The sequence below is a fragment of the Blastococcus saxobsidens genome, assembly GCF_010682065.1.
In the GTDB taxonomy this organism is placed as follows: domain Bacteria; phylum Actinomycetota; class Actinomycetes; order Mycobacteriales; family Geodermatophilaceae; genus Blastococcus; species Blastococcus saxobsidens_B.
Genome location: NZ_JAAGWG010000013.1, coordinates 104,154 through 126,455, shown reverse-complemented (window position 1 = coordinate 126,455; position 22,302 = coordinate 104,154). Strand labels below are relative to the sequence as shown.

Below are 22,302 nucleotides of genomic sequence, written 5' to 3'. Positions count from 1 at the left end.
TTTCGCCGCCAGGACGTAACCCGGGTCACGCCTACTGCGTGACACACGTAACCTGTCGCCCACAGGTTCGTTACTGACCAGTAGTGGTGCGGGCCCGCGTCTGCTCCGGATGCGGAGACGGCGTGGTTGCCGCACACTGCCGGGGCCCGTCAGCGCGGCGGGGCGGGGACCGGCAGCGCAGCCGGAGCGGGAGGCAGGGGACACGTGGGCGTCGCAGTCGAGGTCTCGGGGCTGACCAAGTCGTTCGGGAGCCAGAACATCTGGAGCGACGTCACGCTGACGTTGCCCCCGGGGGAGATCTCGGTCCTGCTCGGCCCCTCGGGCACCGGCAAGTCGGTCTTCCTGAAGTCGCTGGTCGGTCTCCTGAAGCCCGAGAAGGGCTCCATCGTCATCAGCGACACCGACATCGTCACCTGCGGCGAGCACAAGCTCTACGAGATCCGGAAGCTGTTCGGGGTCCTCTTCCAGGACGGCGCGCTCTTCGGGTCGATGAACCTGTTCGACAACATCGCCTTCCCGCTGCGCGAGCACACGACGAAGAGCGAGTCCGAGGTCAAGTCGATCGTCCTCGAGAAGATGGACATGGTCGGGCTCCAGGGCGCGGAGGGGAAGCTCCCCGGCGAGATCTCCGGCGGTATGCGCAAGCGCGCCGGCCTGGCCCGCGCTCTCGTCCTCGACCCCGAGATCATCCTGTTCGACGAGCCCGACTCGGGTCTGGACCCGGTCCGCGTGGCCTACCTGAACCAGCTGATCGTCGACCTCAACGCGCAGATCGACGCCACCTTCCTCATCGTCACCCACGACATCGGCACCGCCCGCACCGTGCCGGACAACCTCGGCCTGCTCTTCCGCCGCAACCTGGTCATGTTCGGCCCGCGCGAGCAGCTGCTCACCTCCCAGGAGCCCGTCGTCCGGCAGTTCCTGAACGGCCGTCGCGAGGGCCCGATCGGCATGAGCGAGGAGAAGGACGTCGCCCAGGTGGAGGCCGAGATAGCCGCCCTGGAGGCGCGTGGCGGGGACTCGCACAACGGGGTGGGTCCCAAGGGCGCCTCCGGTGGCGAGGCGGTCCCGCCGCAGCTGACGCCGACCGAGGGCCTGCCCGAGCGCAGGGGCGAGCGACGCCGGCAGGAGCGGGTCGCGCGGATGCTGCACGAGTTCGACGAGACGACCCAGGCCGCCATCCGCAAGTCGCTGCCCGAGCACCTGCTCGCCCAGAGCGACGCCGGCGCCTTCCAGCCGACCCGTGGTGCCGGCGGGCGGCACTGGGCCCCCGAGCCCGACGCCACCCCGATGGGCTCCACCGCCACCGCCGTCCTGCCACGGCAGGACGGTGAGGGATGACGGCGACCGACAAGCCGAAGGCCCCGGGCCTGCTGGACGGGAAGTTCTCGCCCACCCGGCCGCTCGCAGTCAGCGGGAACCTCTTCGCCTTCGCGCTCGACGTCATCCGCGCCCTGCCCAAGCGCCCCTTCCAGATCCGCGAGTTCATCCAGCAGACCTGGTTCGTCGCGAGCGTCACCATCCTGCCGACGGCGCTGGTCGCGATCCCGTTCGGCGCGATCATCGCCCTGCAGCTGGGCTCCCTCACCCGTCAGCTCGGCGCCCAGTCCTTCACCGGTGCCGCCTCGGTCCTCGCCGTCCTCCGCGAGGCCAGCCCGATCGTGACCGCGCTGCTGATCGCCGGTGCCGGCGGATCGGCGATCTGCGCCGACCTCGGCGCCCGCAAGATCCGGGACGAGATCGACGCGATGGAGGTCCTGGGCATCAGCCCGATCCAGCGCCTCGTGGTGCCACGGGTGCTGGCCGCGATGCTGGTGGCCGTCCTCCTCAACGGCCTGGTCAGCGTCGTCGGCACCGCGGGCGGCTACTTCTTCAACGTCGTCCTCCAGGGCGGCACGCCGGGGGCCTACCTGGCCTCCTTCAGCGCCCTGGCGCAGATCGAGGACTTCTGGGCGTCGGAGACCAAGGCGCTGATATTCGGGCTCATCGCCGGGATCGTGGCGTCGTACAAGGGGCTCAACGCCGGAGGTGGGCCCAAGGGCGTCGGTGACGCGGTGAACCAGTCCGTCGTCATCACGTTCATCCTGCTGTTCGCCGTGAACCTCGTGCTCACCGCGATCTACTTCCAGCTCGTCCCGCCGAAGGGGCAGTGATGGCCCTTCTCTCACCCACCGACCGGGTCAAGCTCGGCCTGCGCCGCCTCAAGCGCGTCGGCAAGAAGCCGCTGGACACCCTGGACGACCTCGGCGACCAGCTCGGGTTCTACGGCCGGGCCCTGGCCTGGACCCCGCGGACGCTCAAGCGCTACAAGCGGGAGACCTTCCGGCTGCTGGCCGAGGTGACGTTCGGGACCGGCGCACTGGCGGTCATCGGCGGCACGGTCGGCGTGATCGCGGCGCTGTCCTTCTTCACCGGGTCCGCGGTCGGACTCCAGGGCTACGCCGCCCTCGACCAGCTGGGCACCGCGGCCTTCACCGGCTTCCTCTCGGCCTACTTCAACACCCGCGAGATCGCCCCGCTGGTCGCGGGCGTCGCGCTCTCGGCGACGGTCGGCTGCGGGTTCACCGCGCAGATCGGCGCGATGCGGATCAACGAGGAGATCGACGCCCTCGAGGTCATGGGCGTGCCCTCGCTGCCGTTCCTGGTGACCACCCGCATCGTCGCCGGCTTCATCGCCGTCATCCCGCTCTACGTGCTGGGCCTGCTCACCAGCTACTTCGCCACCCGCCTCATCGTCACGCAGGCCTACGGGCAGTCGACGGGCACCTACGACCACTACTTCAACCTGTTCCTGCCGCCGGAGGACGTGCTGTGGTCCTTCCTCAAGGTCCTGGTCTTCGCCGTGGTGGTCATCCTGACCCACTGCTACTACGGCTACCGGGCCAGCGGCGGGCCCTCGGGGGTGGGCATGGCGGTCGGCCGGGCCGTGCGCTTCTCCATCGTGGCGATCAACGTCATCGACCTGTTCCTGTCCCTGGCCATCTGGGGATCGACCACGACAGTCCGGATCGCGGGGTGATCGAACGATGAGCAAGAAGATCCGCATCCGGATCCAGGGCCTGGCGTTCCTCGTCGTCCTGGCCCTGCTGCTCGGGCTCTCGGTGGCCACGTACCAGAAGGCGTTCGCCGACGTCGCTCGCGTGACGCTGGAGGCCGACACCGCGGGCAACCAGCTGCAGGAGGCCTCCGACGTCAAGATCCGCGGCGTCATCGTGGGGGAGGTGCGCGAGGTCGAGGCGAGCGCCGACGGTGCGCGCATCGAGCTGGCGATCGACCCCGAGCACCTCGACCAGATCCCGGCCGACGTCAGCGCGCGGCTGCTGCCCAAGACGCTGTTCGGCGAGCGCTTCGTCTCCCTCGAGATGCCGGACCAGCCGAGCTCGGCCCGTCTCGCCGACGGCGACGTCATCGGCCAGGACCGCAGCAGCAACGCGATCGAGCTGCAGCGCGTCATCGACGACACCCTGCCGCTGCTCCAGGCGGTCCAGCCCCAGGACCTCGCCTACACCCTGGGCGCGGTGGCCGACGCGCTGCGCGGCCGCGGCGACGGGCTGGGCGCCAACCTGGCCGCGACCGGCGAGTACATCGGCGAGCTCAACACCGTGCTGCCGGAGCTGCAGGCCGACATCTCGGGGCTGGCCGACTTCGCCGAGACCTACGAGGGCGCGGCCGACGACCTGCTCGCGGTGCTGGACAACCTGGCGGTCACCAACACCACGGTGGTCGACCAGGCCGAGCAGCTGCGCCGCACGTTCACGGTGGGCACGAGCTCGTCGAACGTGGCGGCCGGCTTCCTGGAGACCAACGAGCGGAACATCATCTCGCTGGCGGAGACGTCGCGGCCCGTGCTCGGCCTGCTCGCGGAGTACTCGCCGATCTACCCGTGCCTGCTCGACGGCCTGGCCCGCTCCGTGCCGCGGATCGGCGAGACCTTCGGCGCCGACGGTGACCCGGCCCTGAACCTGAACATCCAGATCGTGCTGCCCCCGCGCAACGGCTACCAGCCGGGCGACCAGCCCGTCTACCAGGACACCTCGGCGCCGGACTGCCGCGGCCTGGACGACATCGACGCCGAGATCGCGCAGGCGGCGGCGGGGGAGTTCTACTGCCCCTACCCGCCCAACGACGGCGTCGAGTCCCCGGAGAGCGCGCAGCGGCCGGAGCCGGCCTGCTACGAGGGCGGGGCGGATGACTCGGGAGAGCGGCCGCCGTGGCTGCCGAGCGGGGGCAACTCCCTGCCCGACAACCTGGCCGGGTCCCTGGCCGAGCTGGACTTCGTGCGCGGGCTGGTCGCCTACCAGCGGGGAGCCGAGCCCGATGAGGTCTCCGACCTGTCCGCCTCGACCCTGGCGCCCATCCTCCGGGGGAAGAGCGTGATGATCCGATGACGGGGCAGTTGCGGGGCATGGCCGGCCCGCTGGTCAAGCTGGTGGTCTTCGCCCTCGTGACCGTGATGGCGGCCTACGTGCTGATCACCACGATCACGAACGCGGGGTACGGCGAGCAGCTCACCTACCGCGCCCAGTTCACCGACGTGGCCGGCCTCGTCGAGGGCGACGAGGTGCGCATCGCCGGCGTCCGGGTCGGTCAGGTCACCACCATCGCGGTGGCCGAGCAGTCCGACCGCAACGCGCGCCCGGTGGCCGAGGTGGGGCTGGAGGTGGCCGCCGACGTCCCGCTCCCCGCGGGCGTGCAGGCCACCATCCGCTACCGCAACCTCGTGGGGCAGCGCTACGTCGCGCTCACCGAGGGGGACGGCTCCTCCGGCGAGATGCTGGAGGAGGACGCGGTCATCCCGCTGGCGCAGACGACCGAGGCGCTGGACCTGACCACCCTGTTCGGCGGCTTCCAGCCGCTGCTCCAGGCGCTGTCGCCGGCGGACGTGAACCGGGTGTCCTTCGAGATCATCCAGGTGTTCCAGGGCGAGGGCGGCACCGTGGAGAGCCTGCTGGCCCACGTCGGCTCGCTGACCGACTCGCTCGCCGACAAGGACGCGGTCATCGGCAGCGTCATCGACAACCTGACCACGGTCATGAGCACCGTGGCCGCGCGCGACCAGCAGCTGTCGGACCTCGTCGTCAGCCTGCAGCAGTTCGTCACCGGCCTGGCCGGCGACCGGGAGGCGATCTTCGACTCCCTGCAGACGATCGACGAGCTGGCCGTGGCCACCAGCGGTTTCCTCGAGGACGTCCGGCCCCCGCTGGCGGCCGACATCCGGGCCGTCGAGGACCTGTCCCGCAACGTCGCCGACTCCGGTGACCTGGTCGAGGAGTTCCTGCAGCTGGCGCCGACCAAGCTCGACCTGACCACCCGGACGGCGATCAACGGCAGCTGGTTCAACTTCTTCCTGTGCCGGGCCGGTGGCACGGTCACGCTGCCGGTGCCCGGGACGTCCACGCCGCTGAACCCGCAGGGGACGACGATCGCCCAGGAGTTCGACTTCGACAGCCAGGCGGAGGGGTGCGGGTGATGGCACGCCGGTCCAAGAACTTCCGCGACAAGAACCCGGTCGTCATCGGGGCGGTCAGCCTCACGGTGATCGCCGCGCTCATCTTCCTGGCGTTCAACGCGCAGTCCCTGCCGCTGATCGGTGGCGGGACGGTGTACCAGGCCCAGTTCTCCGAGGCGGCCGGCCTGCAGGCCGACGACCCGGTCCGGGTGGCCGGGGTGAAGGTCGGCAGCGTGGAGAGCCTGTCCCTGGAGGACGGCGCGGTCACCGTCGAGTTCCGGGTCAAGGACACCTTCGTGGGTGACCGCTCGGAGGCCGCCATCAAGATCGAGACGGTCCTGGGGTCCAAGTACGTGGCGCTGGTGCCGCGCGGCAGTGGTGAGCTGGACCCCGAGGAGCGCATCCCGCTGGAGCGGACCGCCTCGCCCTACGACGTCGTCGAGGCCTTCGCCGACCTGTCCACGACCGTGCAGGACATCGACACCGCGCAGCTCGCCAGCTCCTTCGAGGTGCTGGCGGAGACCTTCGCCGACACCCCCGAGGAGGTGCGCACGTCGCTGGAGGGGCTGGCCCGGTTGTCCGACACCATCGCCTCCCGCGACGCGCAGCTGCGGGAGCTGCTCGGCGCGACGAAGAAGGTCACCCAGGTGCTGGCCGACCGCAACGGCGAGTTCACCCAGCTCATCCTGGACTCCAACGTGCTGCTCACCGAGGTGCAGGAGCGCCGGGCGCTGATCGACTCGATCCTGACCAACACCCAGGAGCTGTCCCGGCAGCTGTCGGGTCTGGTCGCGGACAACCGCGAGGCGCTCACCCCGGCGCTGCAGCAGCTGTCCCGGGTCACCGACATCCTGTCCCGCAACCGCGCGGCGCTCGCGCAGACGGTCAACGAGCTGGCGCCGTTCGTGCGGGTCTTCACCAACACGCTCGGCAACGGCCGGTGGTTCGACAGCTTCGTCAACGACCTGCTGCCGACCGTCGTCGGCGCGGCCATCTGCACCGCGGTCGACACCCCGGTCACCGGTTGCACCCCGGGAGGTCAGTGATGAGCGGCACGCTGCAGCGCGCGGTCGCGCTCGGGGCGGCCCTGGTGCTGCTCGCCGCGCTCGGCTGGACGATCCTCCGGCCGGCGGGGCAGTACCGGGTGACGGCGTACTTCACCGAGACCGTGGGTCTCTACCCGGGCTCGGACGTGCGGGTCCTGGGCATCGCCATCGGCACGATCGACGACGTCGTGCCGCTCGGTGACAAGGTGCGCGTCGAGATGAGCCTGAACGAGGACTACGACGTCCCCGCCGAGGCGGACGCCATCGTCCTCGCGCCGTCGCTGGTCTCCGACCGGTACGTGCAGCTCTCGCCGGTGTACGACGGCGGCCCCACGATGGAGGACGGGGCGGAGATCCCGCTGGACCGCACCGCCATCCCGGTGGAGCTGGACGCCGTCTACGGCGCGCTGGACGAGCTCTCGGCCGCACTCGGGCCGGACGGCGCCAACGCCAACGGCGCGCTCTCGGACCTGGTCGACGTGGGCGCGGCGAACCTCGAGGGCAACGGCGAGAAGCTGAACCGGACCCTCACCGGGTTCTCCCAGGCGGTCGAGACCCTCGCGGAGAACCGGGAGGACCTGTTCGGGTCGCTGGACAACCTGCAGACCTTCACCTCCGCGCTCGCCTCGATCGATGCCCAGGTGGGCCAGTTCAACGACAACATGGCGGCGGTCAGCGAGCTGCTGGTGGCCGAGCGGGAGGACCTCGCCGAGGCGGTGGTCCTGCTCAACGACGCCCTCGCCGACGTGGCCGGGTTCGTGCGCGACAACACGTCGGTGCTGACCACCAACGTCGACCGGCTGGCCGACGTCACGCTGGCACTGGTCCAGCAGCGGACCGCGCTGGCCGAGGTGCTGGACGTGGCGCCCGCGGCGCTGAGCAACCTGGCGCGGACGTACAACCCCGACTACGGCACCCTGGACACCCGGGACAACGGCCTGGGATCGATGACCCCCGAGGTGGTCGTCTGCGGGGCGCTCTACCAGCTGGGCCGCATCACGCTGGAGAACCTGCCCATCGCGATCGACCCGCTGGCGCCGCTGCGGACCGATGTCCAGGACATCTGCTCCCGGCTGCTCTCCGGCGACGCCGACAACGCCAACGGCCCCGACGACCTCAACGGCAACGGGCGACCCGACCGTGACGAGATCTGGGAGGCCATCTTCGGAGGCGGCGGCGGTGGCGGCGGCATCCCGCAGCTGCCGATCGGCTTCGTGCCCGTCTCGACGGAGGCTGCGGAATGACCCGGACCCACCGGCTCCTGGCGCTCGGCGCCGGGGTGCTCCTGCTCACCGGCTGCGGGTTCCGCGGCGCCTACTCCTTCAGCCTGCCCGGCGGAGCCGACCTCGGTGACCAGCCGTACACGGTGCAGATCGAGTTCCTGGACGTCCTGGACCTGGTCCCGCAGTCCGGCGTGCGGGTGGCCGACGTCCCGGTCGGCCGGGTCGAGGAGATCGAGCTCGGCGAGGACTGGACGGCGCTGGTGACCGTCACCGTGAACGGCGACGTCGACCTGCCGGCCAACGCGGTCGCGGGCATCCAGCAGTCGTCGCTGCTGGGGGAGAAGTACATCGAGCTGGCCGCACCCGCCGGCGAGGTGCAGCCCCAGGGCGAGCTCACCGACGGTGACCGGATCACGCTCGACCGCACCAACCGCAACGTCGAGGTGGAGGAGCTGCTCGGTGCCCTCTCCCTGGTGCTCAACGGCGGCGGCCTGACCCAGCTGCAGATCATCAACCGCGAGCTCGGGGACGCGCTGGAGGGCCGCGAGTCGGCGATCAAGGAGACCTTGAGCCAGCTCGACACGTTCATCGGTGGGCTGGACGACCAGAAGGCCGAGATCAACCGGGCGCTGGACAACGCCAACGCGCTCGCGGCCACCCTGGCCGAGCGGACGGCGACGATCGAGACGGCCCTGGACACGATCGGGCCCGGGCTCGACGTGATCAACGAGCAGCGCGACCTGTTGGTCTCGATGCTGGAGGGCCTGGCCCGGCTGGGCGAGGTCGGCACCCGGGTGATCGAGCAGTCGGCCGCCAACACGGTCGCCGACCTGCAGCTGCTGCAGCCGGTGCTCACCCAGCTCGCGGCGGCCGGCCCGGACCTGGCCGGCTCGCTGGAGCTGCTGCTGACCTACCCCTTCCCGGACAGCTCGCTGTCGGCGCTGAACTACCGGCAGGCGCAGTCGGGGGGCATGGCGCTGTTCGCCAACATGACCGCGACGATCGACTTCGACCTCAGCACCATCCTGTGCCGCTACGTGGTGGACCAGAACGGGTCGCTGCGGGAGCTGCCGGTCACCGACCTCCTCGTGGGCGAGCGCTGCGGCACCGAGGGCGGCGCCGGCACCGGTGGTGGCGCCGGCGGTGGCACCGGTGGCGGCACGACGACGACCGGAGCGCCGACGACGGGCACGCCGTCCCCGGGGCTCGGCGACGTGCTGGGCACCGTGGTGGACCCCGGGGCGCGGGAACCAGCCGGCCGGGCCGGACTGCTCGAGATGCCGGAGGTGGGTCCGTGATCACCCGGGCGACCAAGATCAAGCTGCTCGCGTTCGCCGTCGTCGCCGTGATGGGCTCGGCCTACCTGGGCTTCAAGTACGTCGGCCTGGACCGCCTCCTGCTCGGCACCGGATACTCGGTCGCCGCGGACTTCCGCGACTCCGGCGGCATCTTCGTCAACGCGGAGGTGACCTACCGCGGGGTGGCGGTCGGCCGGGTGACCGACATGGACCTGGTGGACGACGGCGTCCGGGTGGAGCTCACCATCGAGCCGGGCGCGGAGCCGATCCCCGCCGACACCGAGGCGGTGGTGGCCACCCGCAGCGCCGTCGGCGAGCAGTACGTGATCCTCCGGCCGCGCGCCGAGGGGGAGCCCTACCTCGAGGAGGGCGCGGTCATCCCGCAGGACCGGACCAGCATCCCGGTGCCGGTCGAGCAGATGCTGCTCAACCTCGACGAGCTGGTCGGGTCGATCGACCCGGAGAGCCTGCGGATCGTCGTCGAGGAGCTGGGGCGGGCGTTCGCCGGCTCCGGTGACGACCTCGGTCGCCTGATCGACAACGGCGACCTGCTCCTGGCGCGCGCCCAGGAGTCGCTCCCGCAGACGCTCCGGCTGATCACCGACAGCCAGACCGTGCTGGACACCCAGCGGGACAGCCGCTCGGCCATCCGGCAGTGGGCGGCGGACCTGCGGCTGTTCACCGACACCCTGGTCGAGCTCGACCCCGAGCTGCGCGGGCTGCTGGTCAACGCGCCCGACGCGGGGGAGTCGCTGCAGCGGCTGGTCGAGGACGCCGGTCCCGGGCTCGGCTCGCTGGTCCGGAACCTGGACATCCTCAACAAGGTCACGATCCCCCGCCTCGACGGGGTGCAGCAGATGCTGGTCACGTACCCCGACGCCGTCACCGGCGGTTTCACCGTCGTGCGCCGGGACGAGGACGGCGTGCTGCGCTCGCACTTCGGGCTGGTCCTGACCCAGGAGCCGCACTCCTGCATCAGCGGGTACGTCCCGACGACGTCGACCACGAGCGCGGGTGCGGTCGCTGCCGTCGACACCAGAGCCGTGCGGTGCGAGGTGCTCGACGGCGTGGACCCGCGGCCGGACGACGGCTACGACGAGAACGGCTCCAGCATCCGCGGTGAGCAGAACATCGGCAGCGACGGCGGTCGGGGCGCCGCGGGGCCCGGTGGCGGCGCGCTGCCCGGGGGCGGGGGCGGCGGCGGGGGCAACCCGCTCAGCCCCATCACCGACCTGCTGAGCGAGCTGCTGCGCGCCACCCCGGTGGCCACGGTGCTCGGCTGAGCGTGGCATGCTCGCCCGCCCGGACGACGACACGCCGTCCGCGGCGGCCACGTCGACGACGACAAGGAGGACCTCGCGGGTGATCAGCGACGCGCGGGCTCACCCGCCGGAGGCGGAGGACACGACCGAGCCGGTCGACGAGGTGGCCCCGGCCGACACCGGCACGTCCTCGGCGGACGCCGGCACGTCCTCGGCGACCCCGGCAGCTGCCGAGGAGCGCGCCGTGGACGGCGGCGTGGACGAGGAGACCGCCGTCCGCGACGAGGCGGCCCGCAGCGACGACGCCGGCCGCCGCGGGCCGCGGCTGGCCCTGCCGCTGGTCCCGCTGCTCGGTGGGCTCCTGGTGCTCCTGCTGGCCGCGGTCGCCTTCCTGTGGTTCACCCGCCCCGGGCCCTCCGACATCCGCACCGCCGACTACGCGGGCGCCCTGCAGGCGGCCCGTTCCGGTGTGGTGGACGTGACCTCCTTCGACCACCTGACCATCGACGACGACATCGAGCAGATCCGCCGGGTCACCGTCGGCGACCTCCGTGACGAGGCGGTCGAGCAGATCGACGGCCGTCGGCAGCAGATCGTGGAGACCGAAGCGGTGGTCAGCACCGAGGTCCTCGGCGGGGGAGTGACCGCCGCCGACGAGGACAGCGCCACCGTCGTGCTGCTCATCCAGTCCAGCCAGCAGTCCAACGCCAGCGAGCAGGCGCAGATCGTGAAGTACCGCATCCAGGTGGAGCTCCAGAGGGTGGACGACCAGTGGCGGCTGTCCGGGATCACGGGGCGGTGACGGGAGCATGACCGAGGACTCCGGGAACCGCCCCCGTCCGACCCCGCGGCCGCGGCCGGCCGCCCGGCCCAGCCCCCGGCCCCGCGTGGCCGGTGCGCGGCGGGAGCGGGACGAGTCCGTGCCGGCCCCGTCCGCCGTCTCGTCCGCCCCTGCGGCCGGCGTCGCCACGGCGGAGGACGAGGCGAGCGCGACCGGCGGGTCGACGACGGCGCCACGCGCGACGGCGCGACCGCGGGGCGCGCGCCGCGCCGCCGAGGCGGCGCCGTCCACCGGCGATCGCCGTCGCTTCCCGGCACTGGTGCTCGCGCCGGCGCTGCTCTGCGTCGCCGCGGCCGCCGGGGCCGGGGTGCTGCTGTGGCAGCGGCTGAACCCGCCCTACGTCGACTCGGAGCTGCTCACCGCGGCGCGGAGCAACGTCGAGGCGCTCTACGCCTACGACTACGAGGACTCCGAGGGCAGCGTCGAGCGCAAGCTCGAGGTGCTCACCGGTGACCTGCGCGAGCAGTACGAGGCCGACCTCTCGCAGGGCGGCATCATCGACACCTACGAGCAGGTGTCGGCGACCACCCGGTACGAGGTGATCGACGTCGGCGTCCAGCAGATCAACGAGTCGCAGGACACCGCCACCCTCGTCGTCTTCGGGCAGTACGTCGTGCAGTCGGTCAACAGCGGTCAGCAGGAGGCCCCGCAGGGGTCGGAGTGCAGCCTGACGCCCGAAGGGGCGCAGTCGTGCGTGCAGACCCTGCAGCTGACGGTGACCGAGGTCGACGGGGACTGGAAGATCAGCGAGGTCACGCTCCTCACGCGGAGCTGACCGGGGACGACCGCCCCGGCCGGCCGCTCGCCGGCCGGCGGCGGGCCCCGGCACCGGTGCCGTCTCCCGGGCCGGTACGGGCGCCGCCTTTCGCCGCGGGCGCGGCGTGGCGGTCCCAGGAGCAGCGATCGGCTGTCATAGTGGTCGCCAGGCGCACACCCCGCCGGCCCCGGATCCCGGGAGCCCGCGCATCCTGCGGATGTGGCACCGGTCGCACCGGTACCCCCGACGTGGACACTGTGCAACACCAGGGGTAGGGTCTCCTGTTGCGCTGCCCTCTGACTGCCTGCCCGCCGAGACGGGTCACTACGGGTGCCCGGGAATCTTTCCCGGCTCCACCTGCGCTGTGACCGTCGTAGCGGGCGATCGCGGCCGTCGCGGACAGCCTCGCCATTACCGACGACGACCCAGGACGACCCGCACTCCACCGCCCGCACGTCGTGAGGTCCTTGGAAGGACGCATCTTGGCAGGCTCTCGCCCCACCAGCATCACCCCCGGCACCACCGAGTCGGGTAGCACCCAGACCACCCCGGTCACGCAGAACGGCCCCCGCACCGGCGAGGCCGACCAGCAGAAGATCCCCGGCGCTCCGCTGCGCGTCTCGTTCGCCAAGATCTCCGAGCCCCTCGAGGTCCCGGACCTGCTCGCCCTGCAGACCGCCTCGTTCGACTGGCTGGTCGGCAGCCCCGAGTGGCGCGGCACGCTGTCGCCCGAGGAGCAGGCCGACGCCGTCGGCGGTCTCGCGGAGATCCTCGAGGAGATCAGCCCGATCGAGGACTTCAGCGGCTCGATGTCGCTGTCCTTCTCCAACCCGCGCTTCGAGGACGTCAAGGCGTCCCTCGAGGAGTGCAAGGACAAGGACATGACCTACGCGGCGCCGCTGTTCGTCACCGCCGAGTTCATGAACAACACCACCGGTGAGATCAAGAGCCAGACGGTGTTCATGGGCGACTTCCCGATCATGACGAACAAGGGCACGTTCGTCATCAACGGGACCGAGCGCGTCGTCGTCTCCCAGCTGGTCCGCAGCCCCGGCGTCTACTTCGACAAGACGCTGGACAAGACGTCGGACAAGGACGTCTTCAGCGCCAAGGTCATCCCCAGCCGCGGTGCGTGGCTGGAGTTCGACGTCGACAAGCGCGACACCGTCGGCGTCCGCATCGACCGCAAGCGCCGCCAGCCGGTCACCGTCCTGCTCAAGGCCCTCGGCTGGGGCGAGGACCGCATCCGCGAGCACTTCCAGTGGTCGCCCACGGTCCTGGCCACGCTGGAGAAGGACCACATCGCCGGGCAGGACGAGGCCCTGCTCGACATCTACCGCAAGCTGCGTCCGGGCGAGCCGCCGACGCGCGAGTCGGCGCAGGCGCTGCTGGAGAACCTGTTCTTCAACAGCAAGCGCTACGACCTGGCCAAGGTCGGCCGGTACAAGGTCAACAAGAAGCTGGGCGTCTCGGTGCCGCAGAGCACCACCACGCTGACCGAGGACGACATCGTCGCCACCATCGAGTACGTCGTGCGTCTCCACGCCGGCGAGCCCGACCACGGCACCGACGACATCGACCACTTCGGCAACCGTCGCCTGCGCACCGTCGGCGAGCTGATCCAGAACCAGATCCGGGTCGGCCTCTCCCGCATGGAGCGCGTGGTCCGCGAGCGGATGACGACCCAGGACGTCGAGGCGATCACGCCGCAGACCCTGATCAACATCCGGCCGGTCGTCGCCTCCATCAAGGAGTTCTTCGGCACCAGCCAGCTGTCGCAGTTCATGGACCAGACCAACCCGCTCGCGGGCCTGACCCACAAGCGCCGCCTGTCGGCGCTGGGCCCCGGTGGTCTGTCCCGTGAGCGCGCCGGCATGGAGGTCCGTGACGTCCACCCGAGCCACTACGGCCGCATGTGCCCGATCGAGACGCCGGAAGGCCCGAACATCGGCCTGATCGGCTCGCTGTCCTCGTTCGGCCGGGTCAACGCGTTCGGCTTCATCGAGACGCCGTACCGCAAGGTGGAGAACGGCACCGTCACCGACCAGATCGACTACCTCACCGCCGACGAGGAGGACCGCTTCGTCGTCGCGCAGGCCAACAGCCCGCTCGACGCGCAGGGTCGCCTCGCCGAGGAGCGCGTCCTGGTCCGCACCAAGGGCGGTGAGGTCGACTACCTCGCCCCCGAGAACGTGGACTACATGGACGTCTCGCCGCGGCAGATGACCTCGGTCGCGACGGCGATGATCCCGTTCCTCGAGCACGACGACGCCAACCGCGCGCTCATGGGCGCCAACATGCAGCGTCAGGCGGTGCCGCTGCTGCGCAGCGAGGCCCCGCTGGTCGGTACCGGCATGGAGCTGCGTGCCGCCGTGGACGCCGGCGACGTCGTCGTCGCGGAGAAGGCCGGTGTCGTCGAGGACTCCACCGCCGACTACGTCACGGTCATGGCCGACGACGGCACCCGGCAGACCTACCGGCTGCTGAAGTTCCGCCGCTCGAACCAGGGCACCTCGATCAACCAGTCGCCCGTGGTCCAGGAGGGCCAGCGGGTCGAGGTCGGTCAGGTCATCGCCGACGGTCCGTGCACCGACCAGGGCGAGATGGCGCTGGGCAAGAACCTGCTCGTCGCCTTCATGCCGTGGGAGGGCCACAACTACGAGGACGCGATCATCCTGTCGCAGCGCCTCGTGCAGGACGACGTCCTGTCCTCGATCCACATCGAGGAGTTCGAGGTCGACGCCCGCGACACCAAGCTCGGCGCCGAGGAGATCACCCGGGACATCCCGAACGTCTCCGAGGACGTGCTGGCCGACCTCGACGAGCGCGGCATCATCCGCATCGGTGCCGAGGTCGTCCCCGGCGACATCCTGGTGGGCAAGGTGACGCCGAAGGGCGAGACCGAGCTGACCCCGGAGGAGCGGCTGCTGCGGGCGATCTTCGGCGAGAAGGCCCGCGAGGTGCGCGACACGTCGCTCAAGGTCAAGCACGGTGAGTCCGGCAAGGTCATCGGCGTCCGCGTGTTCTCGCGCGAGGACGGTGACGAGCTGCCCGCCGGCGTCAACGAGCTGATCCGGGTCTACGTCGCCCAGATGCGCAAGATCTCCGACGGCGACAAGCTCGCCGGACGCCACGGCAACAAGGGCGTCATCTCGAAGATCCTGCCGCAGGAGGACATGCCGTTCCTCGAGGACGGCACCCCGGTCGACATCGTCCTGAACCCGCTCGGCGTCCCCGGCCGCATGAACGTCGGCCAGGTGCTGGAGATGCACCTGGGCTGGATCGCCAAGCAGGGCTGGGACGTCGAGGGCACCCCGGACTGGGCGGCCAACCTGCCCGAGGCGGCCAGGTCGGCTGCGCCGGGCACCCGCACCGCGACCCCGGTGTTCGACGGCGCCAAGGAGGACGAGCTCATCGGCCTCCTCGGCTCGACGACGCCGAACCGCGACGGCAACCGGATGGTCAAGGAGACCGGCAAGGCCCGGCTGTTCGACGGTCGTTCCGGGGAGCCCTTCCCCGAGCCGATCGCCGTGGGCTACGTCTACATCCTGAAGCTGCTGCACCTGGTCGACGACAAGATCCACGCCCGTTCGACCGGCCCGTACTCGATGATCACGCAGCAGCCGCTGGGTGGTAAGGCGCAGTTCGGTGGCCAGCGCTTCGGCGAGATGGAGTGCTGGGCGATGCAGGCCTACGGCGCCGCGTACGCGCTGCAGGAGCTGCTCACCATCAAGTCCGACGACATCCTCGGCCGCGTCAAGGTCTACGAGGCCATCGTCAAGGGCGAGAACATCCCCGAGCCCGGCATCCCGGAGTCGTTCAAGGTGCTGCTCAAGGAGCTGCAGTCGCTCTGCCTGAACGTCGAGGTGCTCTCCAGCGACGGCAACGCCATCGAGCTGCGCGACACCGACGACGAGGTCTTCCGGGCCGCGGAGGAGCTGGGCATCGACCTGTCCCGCCGCGAGCCGTCGTCCGTCGAAGACGTCTGATCGGTAGCCGGCCGGCCCTGAGCAACCGGGGCCGGCCGGCCACCCCCTCCAAGTCATAGAAGCGAAGCACTAGCCCCTGAAAGGGGTCACACCTTGCTCGACGTCAACTTCTTCGACGAGCTCCGCATCGGGCTGGCCACCGGCGACGACATCCGCCAGTGGAGCCACGGTGAGGTGAAGAAGCCCGAGACCATCAACTACCGGACCCTCCGTCCGGAGAAGGACGGTCTCTTCTGCGAGAAGATCTTCGGTCCCACCCGGGACTGGGAGTGCTACTGCGGTAAGTACAAGCGCGTCCGGTTCAAGGGCATCATCTGCGAGCGCTGCGGCGTCGAGGTCACTCGCGCCAAGGTGCGTCGCGAGCGGATGGGCCACATCGAGCTGGCCGCGCCGGTCACGCACATCTGGTTCTTCAAGGGCGTGCCCTCGCGCCTGGGCTACCTGCTCGACCTGGCGCCGAAGGACCTCGAGAAGATCATCTACTTCGCGGCCTACATGATCACCTCGGTCGACGACGAGGCGCGGCACCGCGACCTCCCGACCATCGAGGCCGAGATCAGCGCCGAGAAGTCGAACCTCGAGGGCCAGCGCGACGCCAACGTCGAGGCGCGGCAGCAGAAGCTCGAGGCCGACCTGGCCGAGCTCGAGGCGGAGGGCGCCAAGTCCGACGTCCGCCGCAAGGTCCGCGAGGGTGGCGAGCGCGAGATGCGCCAGCTCCGCGACCGCTCGCAGCGGGAGATCGACCGCCTCGACGAGGTGATGGACACCTTCCGCAAGCTCGAGGTCAAGCAGCTCATCGCCGACGAGGGCCTCTACCGCGAGCTGCGCGACCGCTTCGGTGAGTACTTCGAGGGCGGCATGGGCGCCGCGGCGCTGCAGAAGCTGCTCGCCGGCTTCGACCTCGACGCCGAGGCCGCCTCGCTGCGCGAGACCATCCGCAGCGGCAAGGGCCAGCGCAAGCTGCGGGCCCTCAAGCGGCTGAAGGTCGTCGCGGCGTTCCAGCAGACCCGCAACTCGCCCATGGGCATGGTGCTGGACTGCGTCCCGGTCATCCCGCCGGACCTGCGCCCGATGGTGCAGCTCGACGGTGGCCGCTTCGCCACCAGCGACATGAACGACCTCTACCGCCGCGTGATCAACCGGAACAACCGGCTGAAGCGTCTGCTGGACCTCGGCGCGCCCGAGATCATCGTGAACAACGAGAAGCGGATGCTCCAGGAGTCCGTGGACGCGCTGTTCGACAACGGCCGTCGCGGCCGGCCGGTCACCGGTCCGGGCAACCGTCCCCTGAAGTCCCTGAGCGACCTGCTCAAGGGCAAGCAGGGCCGGTTCCGCCAGAACCTGCTCGGCAAGCGCGTCGACTACTCCGGCCGTTCGGTCATCGTCGTCGGCCCGCAGCTGAAGCTGCACCAGTGCGGTCTGCCCAAGCAGATGGCCCTGGAGCTCTTCAAGCCCTTCGTCATGAAGCGGCTGGTCGACCTCAACCACGCGCAGAACATCAAGTCCGCCAAGCGGATGGTCGAGCGTGCGCGCCCCGTGGTCTGGGACGTGCTGGAAGAGGTCATCACCGAGCACCCGGTGCTGCTGAACCGCGCGCCGACGCTGCACCGTCTGGGCATCCAGGCCTTCGAGCCGCAGCTGGTCGAGGGCAAGGCCATCCAGATCCACCCGCTCGTCTGCACCGCGTTCAACGCGGACTTCGACGGTGACCAGATGGCGGTGCACCTGCCGCTGTCGGCCGAGGCGCAGGCCGAGGCCCGGATCCTGATGCTGAGCTCGAACAACATCCTGAGCCCGGCCGACGGTCGTCCGATCACCGCGCCGACCCAGGACATGGTGCTGGGGCTCTACCACCTGACGACCCTGGTGCCCTCGCGGCACGAGGCCGATGGTGGCCGTCCGGCGGCCTACGCCTCGGCGGCCGAGGCCCTCATGGCCTACGACATGGGTGCCCTGGGCCTGCAGGAGCGCGCGCTGATCCGCCTCGACGAGGTGTTCGGTGTCGACAACGGCAAGGTCAACGAGGCCTGGGCGCAGCCCGAGGACTGGACGCCGGGGCAGCCCTCCGTCGTCGAGACCAGCCTGGGCCGGGTGCTGTTCAACGAGGCCCTGCCCGAGGACTACCGCTTCGTCAACTACCAGGTGCCGAAGAAGGAGCTCGGGGCGATCGTCAACGACCTCGCCGAGCGCTACCCCAAGGTGCAGGTGGCGGCGACGCTGGACGCCCTCAAGGCGGCCGGCTTCCGCTGGGCCACCCGTTCCGGCGTCACGATCGCCATCGACGACGTCGTGACCCCGCCGGCCAAGCGCGAGATCATGGACCGGCACGAGGCCGAGGCCGCCAAGATCGAGAAGCAGTACGAGCGCGGCGTCATCACCGACTCCGAGCGTCGTGGCGAGCTGATCGAGATCTGGACCCGCGCGCGGGCCGAGGTCTCCCAGGCGATGGTGGACAACTTCCCGACCACCAACCCGGTCTGGGTCATGGTCAACTCGGGCGCCCGAGGCAACATGATGCAGATCAGCCAGATCGCCGGTATGCGTGGTCTGGTCGCCAACCCGAAGGGCGAGATCATCCCGCGGCCGATCAAGGCCAACTTCCGGGAGGGTCTGTCCGTGCTGGAGTACTTCATCTCCACGCACGGCGCCCGCAAGGGTCTCGCGGACACCGCCCTGCGGACCGCCGACTCCGGGTACCTCACCCGTCGTCTGGTGGACGTGTCGCAGGACGTCATCATCCGCGAGGAGGACTGCGGCACCGAGCGCGGCGTGCTCATGCCGATCGGCACCCTCGTCGACGGCGTCGTCACCCGTGACGCGCACGTGGAGACCAGCGTCTACGCCCGCGCCCTGGCCGCCGACGTGGTGGCCGAGGACGGGACGGTCATCGCCCCGGCGAACGCCGACCTGGGCGACGTGCTCATCCAGACGCTGATCGACGCCGGCGTGGCCGAGGTCAAGGTCCGCTGCGTGCTCACCTGCGAGTCGCTGCTGGGCACCTGTGCGACCTGCTACGGCCGCTCGCTGGCCTCGGGCAAGCTGGTGGACGTCGGCGAGGCCGTCGGCATCATCGCCGCCCAGTCCATCGGTGAGCCCGGCACGCAGCTGACGATGCGCACCTTCCACACCGGTGGTGTGGCCGGTGCCGACATCACGCACGGTCTGCCGCGTGTGGTCGAGCTCTTCGAGGCCCGTGTCCCCAAGGGCAAGGCGCCGATCGCGGAGCTCGCCGGCACCGTCCGGATCGAGGACAGCGAGCAGTTCCGCAAGCTGACCATCACCCCGGACGACGGCTCCGACGAGGTCGTCTACGAGAAGCTGTCGCGTCGCTCGCGGCTGCGGGTCGAGGACGGTGCGCACGTCGAGGTCGGCGAGCAGCTGACCGAGGGTGCCGTCGACCCGCACGAGGTGCTGCGGATCATGGGCCCGCGCGAGGTGCAGCTGCACCTGGTCCGCGAGGTCCAGGAGGTCTACCGCAGCCAGGGCGTGTCGATCCACGACAAGCACATCGAGGTGATCATCCGCCAGATGCTGAAGCGGGTGACCATCATCGACTCGGGCGCCACGGAGTTCCTGCCGGGTGCGCTCGTCGAGCGGACGCTGTTCGAGACCGAGAACCGCCGTGTCGTCGCCGAGGGCGGCGAGCCGGCCTCGGCCCGTCCGGTGCTCATGGGCATCACGAAGGCCTCGCTCGCGACCGAGTCGTGGCTGTCGGCCGCCTCCTTCCAGGAGACGACGAAGGTCCTCACCGACGCGGCGATCCAGGGCAAGAGCGACAGCCTGCTCGGCCTCAAGGAGAACGTGATCATCGGAAAGCTGATCCCGGCGGGTACGGGTATCAGCCGCTACCGGAACATCACGGTCGAGCCGACCGAGGAGGCGCGTGCCGCCGTCTACACCATGGCCGGGTACGACGACGGGCAGTACTACAGCCCGGACGTCTTCGGTCAGGGCACCGGCGAGGCCGTGCGTCTCGAGGAGTACGACTGGCGAGGCTGATCCCCTAGCCACGCAGTGACGAAAGGGCCCCGCAGGCATCTGCCTGCGGGGCCCTTTCGCGTCCGGGCGTGCCGTGATGATCAGGCCTCCTGATCATCAGGGGTCCTCCCGCGCGGTCGACCACGAGGGAGGACCCGGAACGGCGAGGGAGGACGACGGTCGTCAGCCGTCCGTGCTGCCCACGATCTCCTGGAGCGCCCGGACGTGGCTCGCGTAGGCGCGCCTGCCCTCCGGGGTGAGGGAGAGCCACAGCCGGCTCCGCGCGTCGCGCACGGCCCGGTCCTGGCTGACGTAGCCCGCATCGGCGAGGTGGGACAGGTGCTTGCTGAGCGCGGACTTGGACAGCCCCAGCCGCTCCTGCAGGAAGCCGAACTCCACCTTGTGGGCGGCGCTGAGGGCCGCGCAGATCCGCAGCCGCTGCGGGGCGTGGATCACCTCGTCGAACGCCGGTGCCTCAGGCGGCATCGCCGTGGGCCCTCCGGTAGGCGTGGCCGGTGAACAGCACGATGCCGGCCGCGACCACTGCGCCGGCGATCCAGATCCACTCCGCGCCGGTCGTCGCGTCGACCACCAGGCAGGCCACGGCCACGGCGAGCAGGGCGGCGAGGAACGGGAACATGTCGCGCGCCGACGGCGCCACCCAGGCGACCTGGGGGCGGTGGAACCAGTACCTGCCACCGAGCACGACGGCCACGACCGCCGCCCCGAACATGGCGTTGCGCGCATCGGAGCGGGGCAGCAGCTGGGCCAGGCAGATGCCGGCGACCAGGGCAGCCTGGGCGAGGAAGAACCAGCGGGGGAGAGGCGGGTAGCGGACGGCGCTCTCGTCCGCGGACAACTGGTCCAACGCGGCGCGCGCTTCCTCCGGGGACGGAGTTTCCATACCGGAAACAGTAGCTCACTGTTTCCGGTATGGAAACCCCCGACGGGAGTGCGAGGGTCGAGTCAGCCCGCCAGGCGCTTCATGGTCTCCACGGTCCTCAGGCGGGCCTCGCGGCTGCCGTCGAGGGGCTGCAGCATCAGGGTGGTCACGCCGGCCTCGGCGAAGGCGGCGATCCGCTCGGCGACGTAGGACTCCGGCCCGATCAGGGAGGACGCCCGGACCAGGTCGTCCGGCACTGCCGCCGCGGCCTCGTCCTTCTTGCCGTCCAGGTAGAGGTCCTGGATCTGCTTGGCCTCGGCCTCGTACCCGTAGCGGACGGCGAGGTCGTTGTAGAAGTTCTTGCCCCGGGCGCCCATCCCGCCGATGTAGAGCGCCAGCGCCGGGCGGACGAGGTCCAGCAACCCTTCGACGTCGTCGCCGATGGCGACGGGGACGCCGGTGATCACCTGCAGCTCGCCCAGTGCCGGGTCGCGCTTGGCCCGGCCGGCGGCGAGGGAGTCGCCCCAGACCGACGCGGCCTTCTCCGGCACGAAGAAGATCGGCTCCCAGGCCTCGGCGATCTCGGCCGCCAGCTCCACGTTCTTGGGGCCGAGTGCCGCGAGCATCACGGGGACGCGCTCGCGGACCGGGGTGTTGATCAGCTTCAGCGGCTTGCCCAGGCCGGTGCCCTGGTCGGCCGGCAGCGGCACGGTGTACTTCTTGCCCTGGTGGTCGAGCCGCTCGCGGCGCCACACCTGGCGGCAGATCTCCACGACCTCGCGGGTCCGCTGCAGCGGGGCGTCGTAGGGGAGCCCGTGCCAGCCCTCGATGACCTGCGGTCCGGAGGCGCCCAGTCCCAGGGTGAAGCGGCCGCCGGAGACGAAGTCCAGCCCGGCCGCGGTCATCGCGGTCAGGGCCGGCGTGCGGCTGTAGATCGGCAGGATGGCGCTGAGCAGCTCCACCCGCTCGGTGACCGCCGCCAGGTAGCCCAGCTGGCTGACCGCGTCGAACGTGTAGACCTCGGCCACCGCGGCGATGTCGAGGCCGGCCGCCTCGAGGTCGCGGATCTCCGCCGCCGTCTCCTGGAAGCCGCCGCTGTAGCTGGCCTGGATGCCGATGCGCACGTGCACTCCTCTGTTCCCCGGCGCCACCGTTGGCGCCGCTCCGCACGGTATCGGTCGCCGCGCGGGGGAGCGGAGGAGCTGTGCTCCGCCCGCCGACGGCGGTAGTGTCCGGCCACTCGGCTCGTGCCCGCCTCCCTCCTGTCGCCCTGTCGACAAGGTGTGAGGGACCCGGCTTTGACCGGCCCAGGTGGCACGGGTATCGTGGTCAGCCGTGCCCAGGGTGCCCTGGGCCTGCTCCCGTTCGCGGTGCGCCTGGGCGGCCAGAGGTGGAATTCCTCCTGGTCGCCGGGGACCATCCGCCGGGCCGCGTCCGACGCGGTGACCGGAGGGTGGCGGCGCCGAGTCGCGAGGGGCAACCGAGTTCGGTCCTTCATCGGACCGGTCCGGGGTAGGGCGACACACCCGACCGCGTGGACCGGAGGTGGAACACGGCCGGGATCGGAAAGGTTCCC

The 22,302-nt window shown here is 70.7% G+C and carries 16 protein-coding genes; 13 read left to right on the top strand and 3 right to left on the bottom strand.

Features of this window, described 5'->3' with window-relative positions:
- The first annotated feature begins 204 nt into the window (after positions 1-204).
- The 13 genes from GCU60_RS10915 to GCU60_RS10855 all read left to right on the top strand — a co-directional run bounded on the left by GCU60_RS10915 (position 205) and on the right by GCU60_RS10855 (position 19,864).
- Complete coding sequence (locus GCU60_RS10915; protein ID WP_163205044.1) at positions 205-1,341, top strand: ATP-binding cassette domain-containing protein; 1,137 nt, start codon at positions 205-207, stop codon at positions 1,339-1,341.
- On the top strand, positions 1,338-2,153 hold the full coding sequence (locus GCU60_RS10910; RefSeq protein WP_239520897.1) for an MlaE family ABC transporter permease: 816 nt from the start codon (positions 1,338-1,340) through the stop codon (positions 2,151-2,153). Before GCU60_RS10915 ends, GCU60_RS10910 begins: the two co-directional genes overlap by 4 nt.
- Entirely contained in the window at positions 2,153-3,019 is an 867-nt protein-coding gene (locus tag GCU60_RS10905; protein WP_163205042.1) for an MlaE family ABC transporter permease, read from the top strand. Before GCU60_RS10910 ends, GCU60_RS10905 begins: the two co-directional genes overlap by 1 nt.
- A gap of 7 nt (positions 3,020-3,026) precedes the next feature.
- Positions 3,027-4,388 (top strand): MCE family protein, encoded by a 1,362-nt coding sequence (locus GCU60_RS10900; protein ID WP_163205040.1) that lies wholly within the window; start codon positions 3,027-3,029, stop codon positions 4,386-4,388.
- Entirely contained in the window at positions 4,385-5,470 is a 1,086-nt protein-coding gene (locus tag GCU60_RS10895) for an MCE family protein (protein WP_163205038.1), read from the top strand. The genes GCU60_RS10900 and GCU60_RS10895 overlap by 4 nt, the downstream gene beginning before the upstream one ends.
- A complete protein-coding gene (locus GCU60_RS10890) occupies positions 5,470-6,495 on the top strand; it encodes an MCE family protein (protein ID WP_163205036.1) in 1,026 nt (341 codons plus the stop codon). The genes GCU60_RS10895 and GCU60_RS10890 overlap by 1 nt, the downstream gene beginning before the upstream one ends.
- Positions 6,495-7,739 (top strand): MCE family protein, encoded by a 1,245-nt coding sequence (locus tag GCU60_RS10885; protein WP_163205033.1) that lies wholly within the window; start codon positions 6,495-6,497, stop codon positions 7,737-7,739. The genes GCU60_RS10890 and GCU60_RS10885 overlap by 1 nt, the downstream gene beginning before the upstream one ends.
- Positions 7,736-9,016 (top strand): MCE family protein, encoded by a 1,281-nt coding sequence (locus GCU60_RS10880; RefSeq protein ID WP_163205031.1) that lies wholly within the window; start codon positions 7,736-7,738, stop codon positions 9,014-9,016. Before GCU60_RS10885 ends, GCU60_RS10880 begins: the two co-directional genes overlap by 4 nt.
- A complete protein-coding gene (locus GCU60_RS10875) occupies positions 9,013-10,299 on the top strand; it encodes an MCE family protein (protein WP_163205029.1) in 1,287 nt (428 codons plus the stop codon). The genes GCU60_RS10880 and GCU60_RS10875 overlap by 4 nt, the downstream gene beginning before the upstream one ends.
- A 7-nt stretch (positions 10,300-10,306) precedes the next feature.
- Positions 10,307-11,080: a hypothetical protein gene (locus GCU60_RS10870; protein WP_163205027.1), complete on the top strand. Its 774-nt coding sequence runs from the start codon at positions 10,307-10,309 to the stop codon at positions 11,078-11,080.
- Positions 11,081-11,087: 7 nt separating this feature from the next.
- Positions 11,088-11,894, top strand: a complete 807-nt coding sequence (locus GCU60_RS10865; protein ID WP_163205023.1) for a hypothetical protein — start codon at positions 11,088-11,090, stop codon at positions 11,892-11,894.
- A 464-nt stretch (positions 11,895-12,358) separates the two neighbouring features.
- Entirely contained in the window at positions 12,359-15,865 is a 3,507-nt protein-coding gene (rpoB, locus tag GCU60_RS10860) for a DNA-directed RNA polymerase subunit beta (protein ID WP_239520896.1), read from the top strand.
- A 93-nt stretch (positions 15,866-15,958) separates the two neighbouring features.
- Complete coding sequence (locus GCU60_RS10855) at positions 15,959-19,864, top strand: DNA-directed RNA polymerase subunit beta' (RefSeq protein WP_163205021.1); 3,906 nt, start codon at positions 15,959-15,961, stop codon at positions 19,862-19,864.
- Between the two features lie 162 nt (positions 19,865-20,026).
- On the opposite strand, the gene GCU60_RS10850 is transcribed toward GCU60_RS10855, so the two are convergent.
- The 3 genes from GCU60_RS10850 to GCU60_RS10840 form a co-directional block, all read right to left on the bottom strand.
- The gene (locus GCU60_RS10850) at positions 20,027-20,329 is read right to left on the bottom strand and encodes a transcriptional regulator (protein WP_163205019.1); all 303 of its coding nucleotides are present in this window, start codon (positions 20,327-20,329) and stop codon (positions 20,027-20,029) included.
- Entirely contained in the window at positions 20,319-20,747 is a 429-nt protein-coding gene (locus GCU60_RS10845) for a hypothetical protein (protein WP_163205017.1), read from the bottom strand. Before GCU60_RS10845 ends, GCU60_RS10850 begins: the two co-directional genes overlap by 11 nt.
- Before the next feature lie 62 nt (positions 20,748-20,809).
- The gene (locus tag GCU60_RS10840) at positions 20,810-21,850 is read right to left on the bottom strand and encodes an LLM class F420-dependent oxidoreductase (RefSeq protein ID WP_163205015.1); all 1,041 of its coding nucleotides are present in this window, start codon (positions 21,848-21,850) and stop codon (positions 20,810-20,812) included.
- Between the last annotated feature and the right edge of the window lie 452 nt (positions 21,851-22,302).